The sequence below is a fragment of the Frateuria sp. genome (genome assembly GCF_035695185.1).
In the GTDB taxonomy this organism is placed as follows: domain Bacteria; phylum Pseudomonadota; class Gammaproteobacteria; order Xanthomonadales; family Rhodanobacteraceae; genus Frateuria_A.
Map to the genome: position 1 here is coordinate 1 of NZ_DASSES010000214.1, position 19,228 is coordinate 19,228.

21 protein-coding genes are annotated in these 19,228 nt (G+C 69.1%); 11 read left to right on the forward strand and 10 right to left on the reverse strand.

Annotation, left to right across the window (positions count from 1 at the left end; translation table 11 throughout):
• From VFH59_RS17605 to VFH59_RS17615, 3 genes are all read right to left on the reverse strand, one after another.
• On the reverse strand, nt 1-234 hold a 234-nt coding region (locus VFH59_RS17605), incomplete at its 3' end, for an AAA family ATPase (RefSeq protein WP_325166229.1).
• Between the two features lie 37 nt (nt 235-271).
• A complete protein-coding gene (minC, locus tag VFH59_RS17610) occupies nt 272-1,051 on the reverse strand; it encodes a septum site-determining protein MinC (RefSeq protein WP_325166230.1) in 780 nt (259 codons plus the stop codon).
• Nucleotides 1,048-1,683, reverse strand: a complete 636-nt coding sequence (locus tag VFH59_RS17615; protein WP_325166231.1) for a GNAT family N-acetyltransferase — start codon at nt 1,681-1,683, stop codon at nt 1,048-1,050. The genes minC and VFH59_RS17615 overlap by 4 nt, the downstream gene beginning before the upstream one ends.
• A 196-nt stretch (nt 1,684-1,879) precedes the next feature.
• On the opposite strand from VFH59_RS17615, the gene VFH59_RS17620 reads away from it, so the two are divergent.
• The 7 genes from VFH59_RS17620 to VFH59_RS17650 all read left to right on the forward strand — a co-directional run bounded on the left by VFH59_RS17620 (nt 1,880) and on the right by VFH59_RS17650 (nt 10,473).
• Nucleotides 1,880-3,109: a sensor histidine kinase gene (locus VFH59_RS17620; protein WP_325166232.1), complete on the forward strand. Its 1,230-nt coding sequence runs from the start codon at nt 1,880-1,882 to the stop codon at nt 3,107-3,109.
• Between the two features lie 96 nt (nt 3,110-3,205).
• Nucleotides 3,206-3,847 (forward strand): response regulator, encoded by a 642-nt coding sequence (locus VFH59_RS17625; RefSeq protein WP_091333901.1) that lies wholly within the window; start codon nt 3,206-3,208, stop codon nt 3,845-3,847.
• 345 nt (nt 3,848-4,192) lie between these two features.
• On the forward strand, nt 4,193-5,581 hold the full coding sequence (locus tag VFH59_RS17630; protein WP_325166233.1) for a polyketide cyclase: 1,389 nt from the start codon (nt 4,193-4,195) through the stop codon (nt 5,579-5,581).
• Between the two features lie 137 nt (nt 5,582-5,718).
• Nucleotides 5,719-6,645, forward strand: a complete 927-nt coding sequence (locus tag VFH59_RS17635) for an ABC transporter ATP-binding protein (RefSeq protein ID WP_325166234.1) — start codon at nt 5,719-5,721, stop codon at nt 6,643-6,645.
• 169 nt (nt 6,646-6,814) lie between these two features.
• Nucleotides 6,815-7,549 (forward strand): ABC transporter permease subunit, encoded by a 735-nt coding sequence (locus VFH59_RS17640; RefSeq protein WP_325166235.1) that lies wholly within the window; start codon nt 6,815-6,817, stop codon nt 7,547-7,549.
• Nucleotide 7,550: 1 nt separating this feature from the next.
• The gene (locus VFH59_RS17645) at nt 7,551-9,422 is read left to right on the forward strand and encodes a Gldg family protein (protein ID WP_325166236.1); all 1,872 of its coding nucleotides are present in this window, start codon (nt 7,551-7,553) and stop codon (nt 9,420-9,422) included.
• A gap of 190 nt (nt 9,423-9,612) precedes the next feature.
• Complete coding sequence (locus VFH59_RS17650; RefSeq protein ID WP_325166248.1) at nt 9,613-10,473, forward strand: cytochrome c oxidase assembly protein; 861 nt, start codon at nt 9,613-9,615, stop codon at nt 10,471-10,473.
• A gap of 61 nt (nt 10,474-10,534) precedes the next feature.
• Here VFH59_RS17650 and VFH59_RS17655 read toward each other — a convergent pair whose 3' ends face one another.
• Nucleotides 10,535-10,975: a copper chaperone PCu(A)C gene (locus VFH59_RS17655; RefSeq protein WP_325166237.1), complete on the reverse strand. Its 441-nt coding sequence runs from the start codon at nt 10,973-10,975 to the stop codon at nt 10,535-10,537.
• Entirely contained in the window at nt 10,972-11,574 is a 603-nt protein-coding gene (locus VFH59_RS17660) for an SCO family protein (RefSeq protein WP_325166238.1), read from the reverse strand. The genes VFH59_RS17655 and VFH59_RS17660 overlap by 4 nt, the downstream gene beginning before the upstream one ends.
• A gap of 71 nt (nt 11,575-11,645) precedes the next feature.
• Between VFH59_RS17660 and VFH59_RS17665 the strand changes: the two genes are divergently transcribed.
• Nucleotides 11,646-12,041, forward strand: a complete 396-nt coding sequence (locus tag VFH59_RS17665) for a DUF423 domain-containing protein (RefSeq protein ID WP_325166239.1) — start codon at nt 11,646-11,648, stop codon at nt 12,039-12,041.
• A 31-nt stretch (nt 12,042-12,072) separates the two neighbouring features.
• Nucleotides 12,073-12,453: a hypothetical protein gene (locus VFH59_RS17670; protein ID WP_325166240.1), complete on the forward strand. Its 381-nt coding sequence runs from the start codon at nt 12,073-12,075 to the stop codon at nt 12,451-12,453.
• A 75-nt stretch (nt 12,454-12,528) separates the two neighbouring features.
• On the opposite strand, the gene VFH59_RS17675 is transcribed toward VFH59_RS17670, so the two are convergent.
• On the reverse strand, nt 12,529-12,732 hold the full coding sequence (locus VFH59_RS17675; protein ID WP_325166241.1) for an Arc family DNA-binding protein: 204 nt from the start codon (nt 12,730-12,732) through the stop codon (nt 12,529-12,531).
• A 93-nt stretch (nt 12,733-12,825) separates the two neighbouring features.
• On the reverse strand, nt 12,826-13,692 hold the full coding sequence (locus VFH59_RS17680; RefSeq protein WP_325166242.1) for an SPFH domain-containing protein: 867 nt from the start codon (nt 13,690-13,692) through the stop codon (nt 12,826-12,828).
• 146 nt (nt 13,693-13,838) lie between these two features.
• Between VFH59_RS17680 and purT the strand changes: the two genes are divergently transcribed.
• Nucleotides 13,839-15,020: a formate-dependent phosphoribosylglycinamide formyltransferase gene (purT, locus tag VFH59_RS17685; RefSeq protein WP_325166243.1), complete on the forward strand. Its 1,182-nt coding sequence runs from the start codon at nt 13,839-13,841 to the stop codon at nt 15,018-15,020.
• Between the two features lie 117 nt (nt 15,021-15,137).
• Entirely contained in the window at nt 15,138-16,673 is a 1,536-nt protein-coding gene (locus VFH59_RS17690) for an FMN-binding glutamate synthase family protein (RefSeq protein WP_325166244.1), read from the forward strand.
• Nucleotides 16,674-16,713: 40 nt separating this feature from the next.
• Here VFH59_RS17690 and VFH59_RS17695 read toward each other — a convergent pair whose 3' ends face one another.
• The 3 genes from VFH59_RS17695 to tesB all read right to left on the reverse strand — a co-directional run bounded on the left by VFH59_RS17695 (nt 16,714) and on the right by tesB (nt 18,764).
• Entirely contained in the window at nt 16,714-17,418 is a 705-nt protein-coding gene (locus tag VFH59_RS17695) for an arginyltransferase (protein ID WP_325166245.1), read from the reverse strand.
• Between the two features lie 70 nt (nt 17,419-17,488).
• Nucleotides 17,489-17,881, reverse strand: coding sequence for a hypothetical protein (locus VFH59_RS17700; RefSeq protein ID WP_325166246.1), 393 nt, complete (start codon nt 17,879-17,881; stop codon nt 17,489-17,491).
• A gap of 16 nt (nt 17,882-17,897) precedes the next feature.
• Complete coding sequence (gene tesB / locus VFH59_RS17705) at nt 17,898-18,764, reverse strand: acyl-CoA thioesterase II (RefSeq protein ID WP_325166247.1); 867 nt, start codon at nt 18,762-18,764, stop codon at nt 17,898-17,900.
• Nucleotides 18,765-19,228: the final 464 nt, after the last annotated feature.

Sequence of the window (19,228 nt, forward strand, 5' to 3'; positions counted from 1 at the left end):
GTCCTTGATCAGCGCCTGCTTGATGGTGGCCTCGCCGTGCACGACGTTGACGAAGTCGTACACCACGCGCCGCTCGCAGCCCATGATCAGGTCGAGGTTGCGCAGGCCGACGTCGAAGTCGATCACCGCGACCTTCTTGCCAGCCATCGCCAGGCCGGTGGCCAGCGAGGCGCTCGTGGTGGTCTTGCCGACGCCGCCCTTGCCGGACGTGACGACGATAATTTCAGCGCTCAAGGGCTCTTCTCCGGAATGCTTGGGTGGGAATCGCCGGTCACAGGCGGGCGATCATCAATTTTTCACCATCGAGCCAGCATTGCACAGCCTGGCCTTCGAGGTCCTTGGGGATCTGTTCAAACACGCGGTAGTGGCCGGCAATGGCCACCAGTTCGGCGCGGAAGTCGGACACGAAGATGCGTGCCTTCTCGTCGCCCTGCGCACCGGCCATGGCGCGGCCACGCAGGCTGCCGTAGACGTGGATGGAGCCGTCGGCGATCACCTCGGCACCGTTGGCGATGGCGCCGGTGAGGACCAGGTCGCGCTCGCGCGCGTAGACCTGCTGGCCCGAGCGCACGGTGCCGTCGTGATGCTGCGCGCCCAGTCCGGTGTTGGCCGGCGGCGCGGCGTGGATCGGTTCGCGCAGCGGTTCGGCGCGCGGCGCCGGCGCGGCGGCCGGCGCCGGGGCGGGCGCCGCGATGCTGCCGCCGTCGGCCGGCTCGTAGGCGGCGCGGAACTTGGCGATCAGCGGCAGGCCCATGCGCTGGGCCAGCGCCTCGGTGGCGCTGGTGCCGTAGGCCAGGCCCACCGGCAGCATGCCGGCGCTGCGCACGGCCTCGAGCAGGGCATCGACCGTACCGTCGTCGGGCAGGTCGAGCAGATGCGAAAGATCCAGCACCACGGCGGCGCGGGAGAACAGCTGCGGCGCCGAGCGCACGCGGCGCTCGAGCTCCTCGCAAAGTGCGGCCGCGTCCACGCGGCGCACGCGCACGCAGGCGATGCCGACCTGGCCGAAACGCAGGTCGCAAGCGTCGGATGTTTCCATTTTTACCGTCATGAACGCCGCTCTCCGGCGAGGCGGCGCGGCTGGGAGGGGGAGGAAAGGGTGGCGGCCGGCACCGGCAGCTGGCGCTCGGCCAGCCAGGGTTCGTCCGGCAGGCCGCCGTGTTCGAGCCAGGTCTCGCGCACGTAGGCGTAGCTGGGCAGGTCCCTGGCCAGCAGGCTGACCTGCGGGCCGGACTCGGTCATGCGTTGCTGACCGACTTCCTGAAAGCCGTAGGTGCCGTGGAACAGCACCACCACGTCGTCGCGTGGCTCCAGGAACACCTCGCAGGTGAGCAGCGGCACGCGCACCTCGGCGTAGCTGGTCACGTCGCAATAGAGAATGCGGCCGAGCCCGTGCCGGCGGAACGCATTGCCGATCACGATCCGGTCGATGTAGACGAACGATTCGTAGTGTTCGGAAAACCAGCGGTAGTTGGGGCTGTCGTAGTTGCCCCCGTCGCGCAGCGCCATCAGGAACCCGGCCAGCTGGCCGTCGATCTCGGCGACGCGGAAGTATTCGGCACGCTCGTAGAAGTAGCGCAGCTGCGCGGCGTCCAGGGCGAGGATGGAGCGGCCGGCGGCGTTGTTGAGCGCCAGCACGGCATCCAGATCGTGCTCGCGCACGTCGCGGATGGCTAAGGCCATTCGTTGCTCCGCAGATAAGGCAGTCGATCGGTGGGTCGCCGCAGGCGTCCCGCAAGCGCGCATTATGACATGCAGGGACCGGACGCACACCCCGTTCGCGGCTGTAAAACCTTTGTAAAACGCGAGCCTGCGTGCCCGGCGCCGGGGTGACTTCCCGCGCATTGCGCGCGGCTCCCGTGGGCCTATGATGCCGGTCATGTCGTGGACCAACTTCAACCACATCCGGCTGCTGCGCCTGACCGGCCTGTTCACCTACCTCTGCGTGGCACTGCCGCTGCTGCCGGGGAGCTGGAGCCTGGCCCAGGTCAACGCCTGGTGGAGCAATCCCAACATTTCCGGGTGGATCCTTTCCTACCTGGTGTTCGGGCTGACCTATCTGCTGTTGACCGGGCGCTCGGGCATGAGCCGGCAGAGCGGTCGCGCGCAGGTGCTCAAGCTGTTCGGCCTGGTGGTATTGACCGGATCGGCGGTGGCCATGGGCTGGTTCAGCCAGAGCGGCCTGTCGGCGATGCTGATGCTGGTGATCGCGGTGGTCCTGCCGTGGCAGTTGCCGGTGGTGGCCGGGCTGGTCTGGATGCTTGCGCAGAACCTGATGCTGATCCCGATCATCGCCAGCTACATGGGCTGGACCATCGTCACCGCCTTCCTGCAGGTATGCATGTACCTGGGCATCTCGGCGCTGGCGTTCTTCACCTCGATGGTGGCCAGCCAGCAGACCGAGGCGCGCGAGGCACAGCGACGGCTCAACTCCGAATTGCGCGCCACCCGAGCGCTGCTGGCCGAATCCACCCGCATCGCCGAGAGCATGCGCATCGCGCGCGAGCTGCATGACCTGATCGGCCACCACCTGACCGCGCTCAGCCTCAACCTGGAAGTGGCCAGCCATCTGGCCAACGACAGCGCCGGCGAACACGTGCGCAAGGCCCAGGCGACCGCCCGGCACCTGTTGTCGGACGTGCGCGAGGCGGTCAGCGAACTGCGCCAGGACGACGCCATCGACCTGACCCAGGCGTTGCGCAGCCTGATCGAGGGCGTGCCGGGACTCAGCGTGCATGTGGACATGCCGCCGCGCTTCAGCGTGGAGGACCCGCGCCGGGCGCAGGTGCTGCTGCGCTGTGCGCAGGAGATCATCACCAACTGCGCCAGGCACGCCGGCGCGCGTCACCTGTGGCTGACCTTCGCCTATGCCGATGCCAACCAGCTGGGCCTGCACGCGCGCGACGACGGCCGCGGCGCGGCGCACTTCAAGCCCGGCAACGGGCTGTCCGGCATGCGCGAACGGCTGGCCGAGTTCGGCGGCAGCGTGGCGGTGGACACCGCCGTCAGCGAGGGCTTCGCACTGACCGTACGGCTGCCGCTGGGCGAGGCGCTGGAGCTCGCCCATTCGCCTTCCCGGCTGGAGCCGCCGGCGTTGAGCATGCCGTGACGCCAGCCCGGCGCATCCCATGCCAGAATGGAGGGCAGCACCCGGTGTCCATAGCCCGCGCAAGCCGCAAGCCATCACCGCAATCGAGGAACCGCGATGATTTCCGTCTGTCTCGTCGATGACCAGAACCTGGTGCGCCAGGGCGTCCGTTCGCTGCTGGACCTGGCCGAAGACATCCGCGTCGTCGCCGAGTGCGCCGACGGTGCCCAGGCCGTCGCCGACATCCCGCGGATCAAGCCCGACGTGGTGCTGCTGGACCTGCGCATGCCCAACATGAGCGGGCTGGAAGTGCTGCAGGCGCTGTCCGCGCGTGGCGAGCTGCCGCCGACCATCATTTTGACCACCTTCGACGACGACCAGTTGGTGCTGCAGGGCCTGAAGGCCGGCGCGCGAGGCTATCTGCTCAAGGACGTCTCGCTGGAACAGCTGGTCGAGGCCGTGCGCACGGTCGCCGCCGGCGGCTCGCTGGTGGCCCCGATGGTCACCCAGCGTCTGCTGGCCGGGGTTGGGCGTATGCAGAACCAGTTCACCAGCCTGGAACAGCCCGATCCGCTCACCGAGCGTGAGACGGAGATCCTGCGCCTGCTCTCCGGCGGCTACTCCAACAAGGAGATCGCCAACTCGCTGAAGGTGGCCGAGGGGACGGTCAAGAACCACGTCTCGAACATCCTCTCGAAGCTGGGCGTGCGCGACCGGACCCGCGCGGTACTCAAGGCGCTGGAACTGGGCATCGTCTGACGCTCCCGCGGCCCGCAGGGCGTGGCGCCAGAGCCGGGTTCGGCCCGTCGCGGCCCATCGAGCGGGGCGCCGCTCTCCTCCATGGATCCTCACCGTTCCGCAGGGGGCTCCCGGTCGCGGCGGGATCGGCCGCATCGCCGCGGGGCCGGCCTCCGGCGCCCGCTTTCACGGCGGCCAGACAGGCCCTTGTCCGCCCGATGGCGTTCCAGCCCGCGAGCAAGTACCATCCCAAGCTTCGGTATTTCACCGACCCTCGCCGTGCCTTCCTCCGGGGTCCACCCCCGTGGCGCGGAACCCGACGGGAACCTTTAGCGCTGCGCGGAAAACGCTCGGAGAACCCAGGTAATGATGCGTGTTCTTGAATTCATTGTGGCCCTGATCATCGTCGCCGTGGTCGGTGTCGTGGTAGGCGTGATCATGCCCGGCAGCGGCCACGTGGAGCGGTCGCTGGTCGTTGGCAAGGACATGCGCCAGGTCTACGACATCCTCGACAACTTCCGCCGGTTCGAGGACTACTCCTCGCTGCGCCAGGAAGACCCGAAGATCCAGTTCAAGCTCTCCGGCAAGTCCTACGGGCCGGGTGCGGAGATCAGCTGGACCAGCGACAACGACCGCATCAACGCCGGCAAGCTGACCATCGCCAGCGCCGAGCCGGACTTCTACAAGGTCGACAGCACGGTCAACGACGCCAAGATCGTCTGGAACCTGGACAACGACTGGCGCGGCCAGGACAAGCACTTCACGCTGGACCTGGAGCGCCAGGGCAGCCGTCACCAGCTGACCAAGGTGACCTGGGCCTATGACGTGGCCTACGGGTTCAACCTCGTCAACCGCTACTCCAACCTCTACATCCACGGCGATCCGGACTCCTTCATCCAGAGCAGCCTGGGCAACCTGCAGAACGTCCTGGCGGCCGTGCCGAACATCGACTACGGCAAGCTGGTCCCGTACATCCGTCCGACCCAGCCGACCCCGGTGCTGCTGGTGTCCAGTTCGATCCCGCGCAGCGGCGGCCTGGCCGCCCTGGACGATGCCACCGCCACCGCCGTCAAGCAGATCCAGGACGCCGCCAAGAAGCTGGGCGTCAACGTGGTCGGCCCGCGCATCATCTTCACCACCAACTACGGCGACCAGAACTACACGTTCGACGTGGCGCTGCCGATCGATGCCACCAGCCTGACCGTCGCCGGCCAGAGCCAGGAGCTGACCGCGCCGCAGCCGCCCAAGCTTGGCGATGAAGAGGCGCCGGCCGAGGCCGCCAGTGCGCCGGCCGCCGCCAGCAGCAGCGCCGCTGCCAAGCCGGCCGGCCCGCAGCCGGGCGACCATGACCGCTTCGGTCGCCTGATCGTGGACAGCAATGTGCGCGCCACGCTGGCCTTCGGCAACCCGGCCCTGGTGGGCGTGTGGAACGGTACTGCCGCCGGCGTGCCGCAGACCCGCGAGATGCTCAAGGCCTATGCGCAGACGCACGGCTACAAGTTCGACGAAGTGACCCACCGTCTGTACGACATCGAAGTGCAGCCGGAGGCCAAGGACAAGGGTGGCAACATCACCACCTACGCCAAGTACGACGTCTACCTGCCGCTGCTGGGCGACGACGTGCCGGAACAGACCCCGGAACAGGCCGCCGGCATCCCGCAGCCGACCCTGGAGCCGGCCCCGGCGGCCAGTGCCGCGGCGCCCGCCGCCGCCGGCACCGCTGCGGCGCCGGCCGAAGCCTCCAGCGCCCAGTAAGCGCGACACGCTTCCCGGATCGAATCCTGCCCGCCTCGCGCGGGCAGGATTTTTTTTGCCCCGCGCAAGCGCCCAGGCCCTGCCGCCGCCGCGTACGGGTGCGCTAGAGTGACGGGCCAGCCGCCGTCCCTGCATTCATGATCGAAGCCGACCGACTCACCCGCTGCTATGGCCGCCTCACTGCGGTGGACGCGTTGTCCATCCGCGCCGAGCCCGGCCAGGTGCTCGGGCTGCTCGGTCCCAACGGCGCCGGCAAGTCCACCGCCATGCGCATGATCGCCGGCTTCCTGGCACCCACCGCCGGCACGGCACGGGTATGCGGGCACGATGTGCAGCGCGAGCCACTGAAGGCCAAGCGCGCGCTCGGCTACCTGCCCGAAGGGGCGCCCAGCTACGGCGAGATGACCGTACGGGAGTTCCTCACCTTCATCCTGCGCGTGCGCTCGCTCCCCGCCGACACCGGCTTCCGCCGCTTCGACGAGGTGGTGACGCACCTGCAGCTGGAGGACGTCCTCGAGCAGTGCATCGATACCCTGTCCAAGGGCCTGCGCCGGCGCGTGGGCCTGGCGCAGGCGATCCTGCACGACCCGCCGGTGCTGATGCTGGACGAGCCCACCGACGGCCTGGACCCGAACCAGAAGCATGCCGTGCGGCGCCTGATCGACTCGATGGCGCGCGAGCGCACGATCCTGATCTCCACCCACCTGCTGGAGGAGGTGCATGCGCTGTGCAACCGGGTGGTGATCATCGCCCGCGGCAAGCTGCTCGCCGACGCCACGCCGGCGGAGCTGGAGGCGCGCTCGCGCTACCACGGGGCGGTCTCGTTCAGCGCACCCGGCAGCGGCGTCTCGCAGGAGATGCTCGGCCGCCTGCCGCAGGTCGCCGCGATCGAGGTCGACCCGCTGGACGGGCGCATCACGGTGTTTCCCAAGCCTGGTACGCGCATCCTGGAGCCGGTCGAGGAGCTGCTGCGCCAGCAGGGCCTGGAGGTCTCCGAAATCCAGCTCGAGCGTGGACGCCTGGACGAGGTGTTCCGCCAGATCACCACGGGGCAGGACGCATGAGGACGGGGAACGGGGTGCAGCGAACGGGGAGCCCGTGGCCCCGGCCGGCAATCGCAGGCCAGCCCACCGAACCGGCACGCGCAACCGCAGGCGCTTGTCGCGCAGGCGAGCGCCTGCCCGTTGTCCGTTGCCCATTGCCCGCTCCCGGCTGCGCGCACGGAGGCCGTCCTTGAGTCCCGTCAGCGCCATCATGCGCCGTGAACTGCGCAGCTACTTCGTCACCCCGGTGGCCTACGTCTTCCTGGTGATCTTCCTGGTGCTCGCCGGCCTGCTCACCTTCTACGCGGGTGACTTCTACGAGCGCGGCCTGGCCGACCTGCAGCCTTTCTTCGCGATCCACCCGTGGCTGTACCTGATCCTGGCGCCGGCGCTGTCGATGCGCATGTGGGCGGAGGAATCCAAGGCCGGCACCCTGGAGCTGCTGCTCACGCTGCCGGTGACGCTGGTGCAGGCGATGCTGGGCAAGTTCCTTGCCGCCTGGCTGTTCCTCGGGCTGGCGCTTGCGTTGACCTGCCCGATCTGGATCACCGTCAACTACCTGGGGCACCCGGACAACGGGGTGATCTTCGCCGGCTACCTGGGCAGCTGGCTGATGGCCGGCGCGTTCCTGGCGATCGGCGCCTGCCTGTCCACGCTCACGCGCAGCCAGGTGGTGGCCTTCATCCTCACCGCGCTGGTGTGCGTGCTGCTGATCCTGGTCGGCCAGCCCCAGGTGCTGGATTTCTTCCAGGGTGCGCTTCCGCGCAAGCTGGTCAATGGTGTGGCGCACCTGTCGATGCTGCGGCATTTCGAGGCGATCGCACGGGGCGTGCTCGACCTGCGGGATCTGATGTATTTCATGCTCACCATCCTCGCCTGGCTCACTGCCGGCGTGCTGGTGCTCGACCTGAAGCGGAACCGCTGACATGCGCCGCCTGCACATCGGTCGCCGCACCTGGCTGGTCGCCGCACTGGTGGCGCTGACGCTGGCCTTCGTCGGCATCACCCTGGCCGGCAGCCGCTGGCTGAAGACGGCGCGCATCGACCTGACCGCCGACCACCTCTATACGCTCACGCCCGGCACGCAGCACATCATCGACGAGCTGCATCGGCCGCTGAAGCTCACGCTGTATTTCTCCGAGCACGCCACCCGCGACCTGCCGCAACTGCGCAGCTACGAGCAGCGCGTGCGCGAGATGCTGCAGGAGATGGTCGCCCGCTCGCGCGGCCGGATCCGCCTGGCGGTGATCGATCCGGTGCCCTATTCGGACGACGAGGCCAGCGCCGAGGGCGGTGGGCTGACGCCGGTCAATGGCGGCAGCAACGGCGAGCGGGTGTTCTTCGGCCTGGTCGGCAACGCCGTGCGCGGCAGGGAGGGCGAGGGCGAGGAACGCAGTCTGTCGATCCCGTTCTTCGACCCGGCGCGGGAAACCTTCCTCGAGTACGACATCGCCAAGCTGCTCTACGAGCTGGACCAGTCCAGCAAGCCGCACATCGGGCTGATCAGCTCGTTGCCGCTGAGCGGCAATCCGGCCATCGGCGAGGCGCCCTGGGCGGTGGTGCAGCAGCTCGAGCAGCTCTTCGAGGTCAGGACGCTCGATGCCGACACGCTCACCCGCGTGGGCGACGACATCCAGGTGTTGCTGGTGGTGCATCCCAAGCGCCTGCCCGAGGCGGCGGTCTACGCGCTGGACCAGTACGTGCTGCGTGGCGGGCACCTGGTGGTGTTCGTCGACCCGGACGCGGAGCTGGACACCACGCCCTATGTGGACAGCAACGGCGTCACCGACGACCACAACTCCGACCTGCCGCGGCTGTTCGCGGCCTGGGGCGTCACCTACGATCCCCACACGGTGGTACTGGACCGCTCGCGCGCGCTGCAGATCGAACTGGCCGGCACCAACCTCAACCATCCGGCGATGCTCGGCCTGGGTCCGCAGGAGCTCAACCACAACGACGTGGTGACCGCCAGCCTCCAGCGCATCAACGTCTCCACCGCCGGCAGCTTCGACCTGGCGCCCACCGCGCAGGCGCGGCTGCTGCCGCTGATCCAGAGCAGCGCCGAGGCCGAGAAGGTGCCTGCCCAGCGCGTGCTGGAGGCGGCCAGCGAGCCGACCTCGCTGCTGCAGGATTACCAGCCGGACAACCAGCACTACGTCATCGCCGCGCGCCTGCGGGGCACCTTCCACAGTGCCTTCCCGCAACGCAACGGCACGAGCGGCCACCTGGCGCAATCCAGGCCCGACGCCGAGGTGGTGCTGGTCGCCGACACCGACATCCTCAGCGATCGACTGTGGGTGGAGATGCAGAGCTTCCTGGGCCAGCCGATGCTCTCGGCCTTCGCCAACAACGGCGATTTCGTCACCAACCTGGCCGACAACCTGAGCGGGTCCTCGGCGCTGCTGTCCATCCGCGGGCGCTCGGCCTCGCAACGGCCGTTCACCCGCGTCCGTGCCCTGCAGGCCGCGGCCGACCAGAAGTTCCTGGTGAAGAAGCAGGAGCTCGAGCGCGAACTGGCCGAGACGCGGCAACGGCTGGACGAGCTGCAGCCGGCCAAGGGCGGACGCTCGAGCACGGCCAGTGCGCAGCAGAAGAGCGAGATCGAGCAGTTCCAGCAGCGCCGGCTGGCGATCAACAAGGAACTGCGCGACGTGCAGCACCAGCTCAACGCCGAGATCGATGCGCTGGGCTTGCGGCTGAAGGTGATCAACATCGTGCTGGTGCCGGCACTGGTGACCCTGATCGGACTGCTCTACGGCTGGCGGCGCCTGCGCCAGAGCCGCTCGCGCCCCGTCTAGCCACCGCCGGAGCACCTTCGGGGGCACCGGCTGCCTCCCGCGCCCATCGAGGCGGGAGCGCATCACGGCGAGGGTCCGGCGTGGCTGCAACTCCCTCCTGGCCGTACGCCGCCGAGGCGGCAATCTGCCGCAAGCGCCCCGGCGCCGCGCCGCGGGGTCTATCCTTGCAGGCTGGTGGATGTGCGGGCCGGTGATGGCGCTGTTGCTGAAATGGATCGTGCCGTGGGAGTTCTCGTGGGTGTTCCTCGCGAGCTTCCTGCTGGCCGGGGTGCTGTACTGGCGTGGTGCGCGCGCAATCGGCGTGAGCCTCGGGCGGCGCCTGGCGTTCTGGAGCGGCATGGCGATCATCTACCTGTCGCTGCACACCTACCTGGACTACTACGCGGAGCACGAGTTCTTCATGCACCGCATCCAGCAGGTGCTGCTGCACCACCTGGCACCGCTGCTGGTCGTGGCGTCCTATCCGGGGGCGGTGCTGCGGGCGGGCCTGCCGCTGAGGTGGCGCGCACGGGTGCTGCGGCCGGCACGGCAGTCGAGGGTGTGGCGGGCGGTGAGCGCGGTGCTGTTCAATCCGGCGCTGGCGACGTTCCTGTTCATCGCCTTCATCCTGGTCTGGCTGATTCCCGCGATGCAGACGCTGGCCATGCTGGACTGGCGCATCTACCGCTTCATGAACTGGACGATGCTCGCCAGCGGTTTCATCTACTGGGCGCTGGTGCTGGACCATCGCCCGCGCCCGCCGGGCCGGATGATCCCTGGCGTTCGCGTGCTGTCACCGGCGATCACGATGACCCCGCAGATCCTGGCTGGCGCCATCGTCACATTCTCCAAGACCGATCTCTACCCGATCTTCGAGATCTGCGGTCGCGCGTTCACGTTCAACGTGCTGACCGGGCAGCTGGTCGGCGGCGTGATCACCTGGGTCCCGGCGGCGATGATCGAGTCGATCGGGGGCCTGCTGGCGCTGCGTCAATGGCTGGCGTTGTCGCGGCGCGGCCGGATCCGGCGTGACCACCGGCTGCAACAGCGCCCGCTGGTCCACCACACCTAGGCGCGGCGGCCCAGCGGCCGTCGGCCTTGCAGCCGGCGGGCCCCTGCGGCCGCGGAACCGGTTACAGCGCGTTGGCGGGCCTGGCGAGGAAGTCGGCAGCCAGCGCACTGCCGTCGGCGAAGTGCAGCGTGACCCGTACCTTTTGACCCGGCTGCACCGCCCGGGTCGCGCCCGTCAGCATGAGGTGATAGCCGCCCGGCGCCAGCGCCACCTGCCCGTGTGCGGGCACGGTCAGGCGATCGACCATGCGCATGCGGCCCATGCCGGTGTCGGTGGAGCTTTCGTGCAGCATCACGCTGCCGTAGGCCACGCTGCTGGCGCCGTCGAGCACGGCCGGCTGGTCGCCCTCGTTGCGCAGGGTCACGTAGCCGCCGGCCGGCAGGCCGGCGGGCATCACGCGGATCCAGGCGGCGCTCGCATGCACGTGGTCGGCCTGGCCGGCGTGGACGGCGCCGGCACCGAGCAGGCCGGCAAGCAACAGGGGCAGGGAGCGCAGGGTCATTTTCCGGTTTCCAGCAGCAGGTAGAGATCGTGCACGAGGTCGTCCTGCGAAGCGGCGGGCGTGGCGAGCAGGCGCGCCTGGCCCTGGCGGTCGAAGAAGTAGATGCCCGAGCTGTGGCTGACCTCGTACTGGCCGTTCGCATCGGACGGCTCGCGCGTGAACGCCGAGCGATAGCGCTTGCTCAGCGCCTCCAGCGCGCGGGGCGTGCCGGTCAGCCCGACCGCCCGCTTGTCGAAGGCATTGACGTAGGCATGCATGACCGCCGGCGTGTCGCGCGCCGGGTCGACGCTGACGAACAGGATGCGCGCCCCGTCCGCCTTGGGCCCCACCCGCTGCAGCACGGCGTGCAGGTGCGCCAGTGTGAGCGGACAGACGTCCGGGCAGTGGGTGTAGCCGAAGTACAGCAGCACCACCTTGCCGCGGTAATCGTCCCCCGTCACCGGCTTGCCGGTGTCGTCGGTGAGCTGGAAGGCGAGGTCGGGCATGTGCCCGCTGATGTCGGTCAGCCGCCAGGGCTGGGCATCCTCGCGGTGGCAGGCGGCCAGCAGCAGAACGAGGCCCAGGAGCAGGACGAGGCGGGCCAGGTGCGATGGCTTCATGCAAGAATCAGGGCGATGCATCGCCCCAGCATACGCCACGCGACGGTGCGGGCGCCCGCTACGAGGAGCTTATGCGACAACCTGTCCCCGCCATGACGCGCGCGATGCCCTGGCTGGTCGGCACGGCCGGCGCCAGCGCGGTGCTGCTGGGTGCGTTCGGTGCGCACGCGCTGCGCGGCGTGCTCGATGCCGGCGGCCGTGAACTGTGGCATACCGCTTCGCAGTACCACTTCTGGCATGCGCTGGCCCTGGCGCTCGCCTGCCTGGCCCCGCCGACCCGGGCCAGGCGCTGCGCCCTGGGGGCGTTCGCCTGCGGCCTCGTGCTGTTCTGCGGCAGCCTCTATGCGCTGGCCCTGGGCGCACCGCGCTGGTGCGGTGCGATCACGCCGCTGGGCGGACTCGCCTTCATCGTCGGCTGGATCGCACTCGGGCTGGCCTTTCATCGCACGGACAAGGTCGCGTCATAGCCCGGTCATGCCCCGTCGCGATGCTGTGGGCATGCACCGATATCCGCTCCTGAAGCAATCGCTGCGCCGGCTCGACGGACGGGCCGGGTTCGCCGCCACGTTCCTGGCGGCGGCGACGCTGACCGGCGCCTTCATGCCGCCGTCGCCTGCGCGGCCGTCCAGGCAACTGGTGCGCTGGACGGCCGATGGCCATGACTGGCTGCTGGTGGCCGACCGCCAGCGCGACCGCATCCAGGCCTACGACGCGCGTGACGGCCGCCCGCTGGGCACGCTGGACCGGCGTTCCGGCCTTGCCGACGTCGACCGCCTGGTGCTCGAGGGGCGCTGGCTGGTCGTGCTGGGTAACGATGGGCCGGAGGTCGTGCGGCTGCCGGGATTGCGACCGCAGCCACTGGCCAAGGCCGGGCCCTGAGGCGGTTGCCCGGAAGGGGGCATCGCAGGAGCGCAGCCGTGCGCCACGGTCGGGCACGGCTGCGCTCCTGCGCGTTCAGCGCCCGCCCGGGTCGGGCTCGTCGTCGGCCACCGGCCTGGTCGTGCCAGCCTTCAACCGGCCGGATTTGCGCAGGGACTCGCGCAACACGTACTCGATCTGTGCGTTGACGCTGCGCAACTCGTCGTCGGCCCAGCGCTGCATGGCTTCGAGCACGCTCGCGCTGATCCGCAGCGGATAGGCCTTCTTTTCCGCAGGCATGGTCTCAGCCGCGCTTGCGGCGCGAGGCGGCGGCCACGGCAACGATCAATATCACCACGATGGCGGGAATGGCGTAGCCCATCGCAACTCTCCCTAACCGTACAGCGTGCCGGTGTTGACCACCGCCTGGGTGCCGCGCTCGCCGCACAGCACCACCAGCAGGTTACTGACCATGGCGGCCTTGCGCTCTTCGTCCAGTTCCACCACGCCACGGCGGCTGAGCTGGTCCAGCGCCATCTCGACCATGCTCACCGCGCCCTCGACGATACGGGTGCGCGCGGCGATGATCGCGCCGGCCTGCTGGCGCTGGAGCATCGCCTGGGCGATCTCCTGTGCGTAGGCCAGATGGCTGATGCGCGCCTCGATCACCTGAACGCCGGCCTGCTCCAGCCGCGCCTGGATCTCGTCGCGCAGGTGGTTGTTGATCACCTCGCCGTGGCTGCGCAGGGAGGGCTGGCCGTCCTCATGCGCATCGTAGGGGTAGCTCTGCGCCATCTGGCGCAGCGCCGACTCGCTCTGGATGTGCACGAAGTTCTCGTAGTCCTCGACCCGGAACACCGCTTCGGCCGTGTCCACAACCTGCCACACGATCACCGCGGCGATCTCGATCGGGTTGCCGTCGTTGTCGTTGACCTTCAGCCGCCCGCTCTCGAAGTTGCGCACCCGCAGGGAGACGCGGCGCTTGCTGTAGAACGGATTGGTCCAGCGCAGGCCTTCCTCGCGCACGCTGCCGGCATAGCGGCCGAACAGCTGCATCACCTGCGCCTCGTTGGGAGCGACCTGGAAGAAGCCCTTGAGCAGGAAGCCAGTCAGTACCAGCAGGAGGATGCCGGGCACCACGTGCGGCGCCGGCTGCGCGCCGTCGGCACTGGCCACCAGCAGCACGCCGATGGCCGCCAGCACCAGGCAGACGCCGATGAAAGGAATCCCGGCGATCGAAAAACCCTTGCGTTCGTTCATGTCGCTCTCTCCTTGGATGCCAAGAAGTAGATATCAAAAGCATATCATCATGCAAGTGCCGCCGCGGCCAGCCGTGCCTCCTGCGGGCCGGCGACGCGATGGGGCATCGGCCTACAATGCGCGCTGTCCTGGAGCAGGGAATTCCCATGAAGCCTTTCGGCACGCCGCTTTCCGCCCACGCCGTGCGCGTCCTGCTGCTCGGTTCGGGCGAACTGGGCAAGGAAGTGGCCATCGAGCTGCAGCGCTTCGGCGTCGAGGTGATCGCGGTCGACCGCTACCCCGACGCGCCGGCGATGCAGGTGGCCCACCGCAGCCACGTGATCGACATGCTCGACGGGGCCGCGTTGCGCGCGCTGATCGGGCGAGAGAAGCCGGACCTGGTGGTGCCCGAGATCGAGGCCATCCACACGCAGACGCTGGTCGAGCTGGAGCAGGAGGGCCTGCGCGTGATCCCCACCGCGCGCGCCGCGAGGCTCACCATGGACCGCGAAGGCATCCGCCGCCTCGCCGCCGAGGAGCTGGGCCTGCCCACCTCGCCCTACCGCTTCTGCGACACGCAGGCGGAGTACCGCGCGGCAGCCGAGGCGATCGGCCTGCCGTTCGTGGTCAAGCCGGTGATGAGTTCCTCGGGCAAGGGGCAGAGCACGGTGCGTGACTCGGCGGCATTGGACCGGGCCTGGGAATACGCGCAGTCCGGCGGACGCGCCGGGCATGGCCGGGTCATCGTCGAGGGGTTTGTCGACTTCGATTACGAGATCACGTTGCTCACCGTGCGCCACCGTGACGGCACCAGCTTCTGCCTGCCGATCGGCCATCGGCAGGAGCACGGCGATTACCGTGAGTCCTGGCAGCCGCAGCCGATGAGCGAGGCGGCGCTGACCGAGGCGCAACGACAGGCCGCGGCCATCACCGGGGCGCTGGGGGGCTGGGGTGTGTTCGGGGTGGAGTTCTTCGTCAGGGGCGACAGCGTGATCTTCTCCGAGGTCAGCCCGCGCCCGCACGACACCGGGCTCGTGACGCTGGTGTCGCAGGATCTGTCGGAGTTCGCGCTGCATGCACGGGCGATTCTCGGCTTGCCGATCCCCGTCATCCGCCAGTGGGGGCCGTCGGCCTCGTGCGCGGTGCTGGTCGAAGGCGAGGGCCGCCATCCGCGCTACCACGGCGTGGCCGAGGCGCTGGCCGAGCCCGATACGCAGTTGCGCATCTTCGGCAAGCCCGAAGTGAAGGGCCGTCGGCGCATGGCGGTGACGCTGGCGCGGGATGCGGATGTCGAGGCGGCACGCGACAAGGCCGTGCGGGCGGCGGCGTGCCTGAAGGTCGAGCTGTAGGAACCTGCACGCCAGCCTGGGATGGCCCCTCTCCCCGCTCTCCGGTTCAGAGCAGGGGAGAGGGAGCTTGCTCTCGCGATGGGCTAGGCTTTCTTTCAGTTCACGAGGAGGGAATCCATGGCAACGGACGGCTTCGCCCACTGGCTCATCGTGCTGGTCGAAACGCTGGCGGCATGCTTCGTGCTGATGCTGGCGCTGGCCGTGGTGATCGTGCTGGCGGTGTGGGTCGCCGACCGCTACCAGACCGGCAACGCGGTGCTGCGCAACTTTCCGGTCATCGGCCACTTCCGCTACGGCTTCCTGCGCCTGGGCGAGTTCTTCCGCCAGTACCTGTTCGCCAGCGACCGCGAGGAGCTGCCGTTCAACCGCGCCCAGCGCGTGTGGGTGTACCGCGCCGCGAAGAACGCCGACACCACCATCGGCTTCGGCACCACGCGCGACCTGTCCGCCGAGGGAATCCCGTTTTTCGTCAATGCCCCGTTCCCCCGCCTGGAGGGCCACCACGTGCCACCGAAGCCGGTGCGGATCGGCCCGTATGCACGCGAGCCCTATGACCATGCCGCCTTTTTCAACATCTCGGCGATGAGCTACGGCGCGCTGTCGGCACCGGCGGTGCGCGCGCTCTCGCACGGCGCGGCCAGGGCCGGCATCTGGCTGGACACCGGCGAGGGCGGGCTGGCGCCCTATCACCTGGAGGGTGGCTGCGACCTGGTGTTCGAGATCGGTACCGCCAAGTACGGCGTGCGCACGGCCGACGGCCGGCTCGACGACGACCGCCTGCGCGCGATCTGCGCGCACAGCCAGGTGAAGATGGTCAGCATCAAGCTCGGTCAGGGTGCCAAGCCCGGCATGGGCGGCCTGCTGCCGGGCGTAAAGGTGACGCCGGAAATCGCCGCGATCCGCGGCATCCCGGTCGGCGAGGATTCGCAGAGTCCCAACCGCCACCTGGACATTGCCGACGTGCCGCAGCTGCTCGACGCGATCGCCCATGTGCGCGAGGTCGGCGGCAAGCCGACCGGCTTCAAGGCGGTGCTGGGCGATCCGGGCTGGATCGCGGAACTGTGCGACGAGGTGTGGACGCGCGGTATCGAGAGCGCGCCCGACTTCATCATCGTCGATGGCTCCGAAGGCGGCACCGGCGCGGCGCCGCAGACGCTGATGGAAGGCATGGGCCTGCCGCTGCACGAGGCGTTGCCGGCGCTGGTGGACACGCTGATCGCCAAAGGGCTGCGCGAGCGCATCAAGGTGATCTGCTCGGGCAAGCGGATCACCGCCTACGACGTGGCCTGGGCACTGTCGGTGGGCGCCGACTTCGTCAACTCGGCCCGCGGTTTCATGCTCGCGCTCGGTTGCATCCAGTCACTGCAGTGCAACCGCAACACCTGCCCGACCGGCATCACCACGCAGAACCCCAGGCTGCAGCGCGGCCTGGTGGTGACCGACAAGAGCGAGAAGGTTTACCACTACGCACGCAACCTCATGTACGAAGTGGGCATCATCGCGCACAGCTGCGGCGTGGACGACCCGCGCCAGCTCGACCGCACGCACTGCCGCGTGGTGGGCGACGACGGCCTCTCGGTGCCGCTGGTCAGGCTGTTCCCCTATCCGACGACCGGCTCGTCCCGTCGTCCGGGGCACCGGCCCACCGCCTGACGCGGCGGCGCGCGGGAGGGTTGCGCAAGAACTTGCGCGATCAGCCCAGGGGTGCCCATCCCTCGCGCGTGCGCACCTGCAGCGGACGGAAGCGGCGCTTGTAGTCCATCTTCTCGTGGCCCTCGATCCAGAAGCCGAGGTAGAGCCACGGCAACCCGCGCCGGCGGGCCAGCTGCACCTGTTGCAGGATCGCGTAGGTCCCCAGGCTGCGTGCACTCTCGTCCGGCTCGAAGAAGGTGTAGACCGCCGACAAACCGTTGAGGCACACGTCGGTGACCGCCACCGCAAGCAATTGCGCGCCCCGGCGGAACTCGAGGAACAGCGTGGGGCTCCAGGGCGCGGTGAGGAAGCGGCGGAAGTCGCTGGCATCGGCCTCGTCCATGCCGCCGCCGGCGTGGCGGGTGCGCAGGTAGCGTTCGTACAGCGCGTGGCGCTCGGCGTTGTAGCCGGCCATGCACTCGACCACGGTCAGGTCCGCATTGCGCTTGAGGCAGCGTCGTTGCGCGCGGTCGGGCGTGAAATGCTCCACGTCGATGCGGCAAGGCGTGCAGGCACGGCACTGCGGGCAGTTGGGGTAGTACAGGTGGCCGCCGGCGCGGCGGAAACCACGTTCCAGCGCCGGGCCGTAGAGCTGGTCCAGGCGCGGCGCGGCAGGGTCGATCACCAGGTTCTGCGCCGTGCGCTCGGCGTAGTAGCCGCACGGGTGGGGCAGGGTCTGGAACAGGCGGACGCGTTCGGAGCGCATGGACCGGATTCTATGACCCAGCGCGCGAGCGGTTGCAAATTTTCCGAGAAGGCGGCCTTGATCGACGCAGTCAGAGCTTGCCCATGTAGCGCAGCATCAGCACGATGAAGGCCGCGGCCAGCGCCAGCAGCACGATGCGCCGCACGCGGGTGGCCACGTCGGCGCGACGCGACTCGGGGGTCGGGTTGCGCGCCGCGGCCAGCTCCTCGCCGTGGCGCACCAGCGGTTCGATGCCCAGCCCACGCATCAGTGCGCGCGCCCGGGTGTAGTCGTCCGCACGGTTGACCCATACCTGTGGCCAGCCCTCGCGGCTCTCGTTGCGCTGGGCGTAGCTGAAGCGCTGGTAGCTGGGACGGTTCCAGTTCGAGCGGCCGGTGACGGTCGTCTCGATGCCGTTCTCGGCAAGCAGGGCGACCAGCCGGTCGATGTTTTCCTGGCGGGGCGAGGAGTAGAGCGGGCGCATGGGATAAGTCTACCTCTCAGCTGCCGCGCAGGCGGATCAGGCCTTCCTGCGCGGTGGACGCGACCAGCCGGCCGTCGCGGCTGTAGATCTGCCCGCGCGCCAGGCCGCGGCCGCCCTGGGCGGTGGGGCTGTCGAACGAGTACAGCAGCCACTCGTCGACGCGGAACGGGCGGTGGAACCACAGCGCATGGTCGAGGCTGGCCATCTGTACGTTGTGGGTGAGGTAGGAGATGCCGTGCGGCAGCGTGGCAGTGCCGATCAGGTGGAAGTCCGAGGCATAGGCGAGCAGTGCGCGGTGCAGCACCGGCGAATCGCCGATCGGCGCGGTCAGGCGGAACCAGATATGCTGGATCGGCGGGCGCTTGGCCGGGCGCAGTTCGTCGCGTGGCCACACCTGGCGGAACTCGAACGGGCCGTCGATGCCGAGCCAGCGCTGCAGCTTCACCGGCAGCTTCGCCAGTTCGTCCGGAGGAAGGTGGCGCATCGGCTCGAGGTCTTCGGGCGAGGGCACTTCCGGCATGGCGCTCTGGTGCTCGAAGCCCTTCTCGGGCTCCTGGAAGGACACCGCGCCGTTGAGGATCGGCTGGCCGTGCTGGATCGCGACCACGCGGCGGGCGGAGAAGCTGCCGCCGTCGCGGGCGCGTTCGACCGAGTAGACGATCGGCGCGTCGATGTCGCCGGCGCGCAGGAAGTAGGCGTGCAGCGAGTGGGCCTCGCGCTTGGGGTCGACGGTCTGCTGGGCCGCCGAGAGCGCCTGGCCGAGGACCTGGCCGCCGAACACGAAGCGGGTGCCGATGTCGCGGCTCTGGCCGCGGAACAGGTTGTCTTCCAGGCGCTCGAGCTGGAGCAGGTCGACCAGTTCCTTGACGTGTTCTTCCCGCATGGGGTGTCCGTGGTGCGTGAGGAATCGCGATTATAGGCGCCTTTGCTCCCTCTCCTCTCCGGGGAGAGGGCTGGGGTGAGGGGCCGGGGCTCGCCTCAGCGGTTGATGGACAAGAGCGAGAGCAAGAGCTTTCGGACGCCGGTCGGCGCCCGAGTCACTTTCTCTTGCTTGCCCAAGAGAAAGTAACCAAAGAGAAGGGCACCCCGATGGCGCGCCCTTCGGGTGCGCGGGCGGGCGGCGGGGTTTTTCGACGGGGCTCCTGCCCCGACGAAAAACTGGCCGGCGTCCTGCCGGCCACCCTTCGGGCCTTTTCGCCACCCGCCCGCCGCGCCATAGGGGTCCGGAAGAGCAGCGCGCTTCCTGCGCGCACTTTTTAGAGGACCAAGGCGAAAGCGAAAGGCCAGGGCGAAAGGCCAGAGCGAAAGCCAACGCGAAAAGCGTGGGCGTGCGGTCACTGGCTCCCT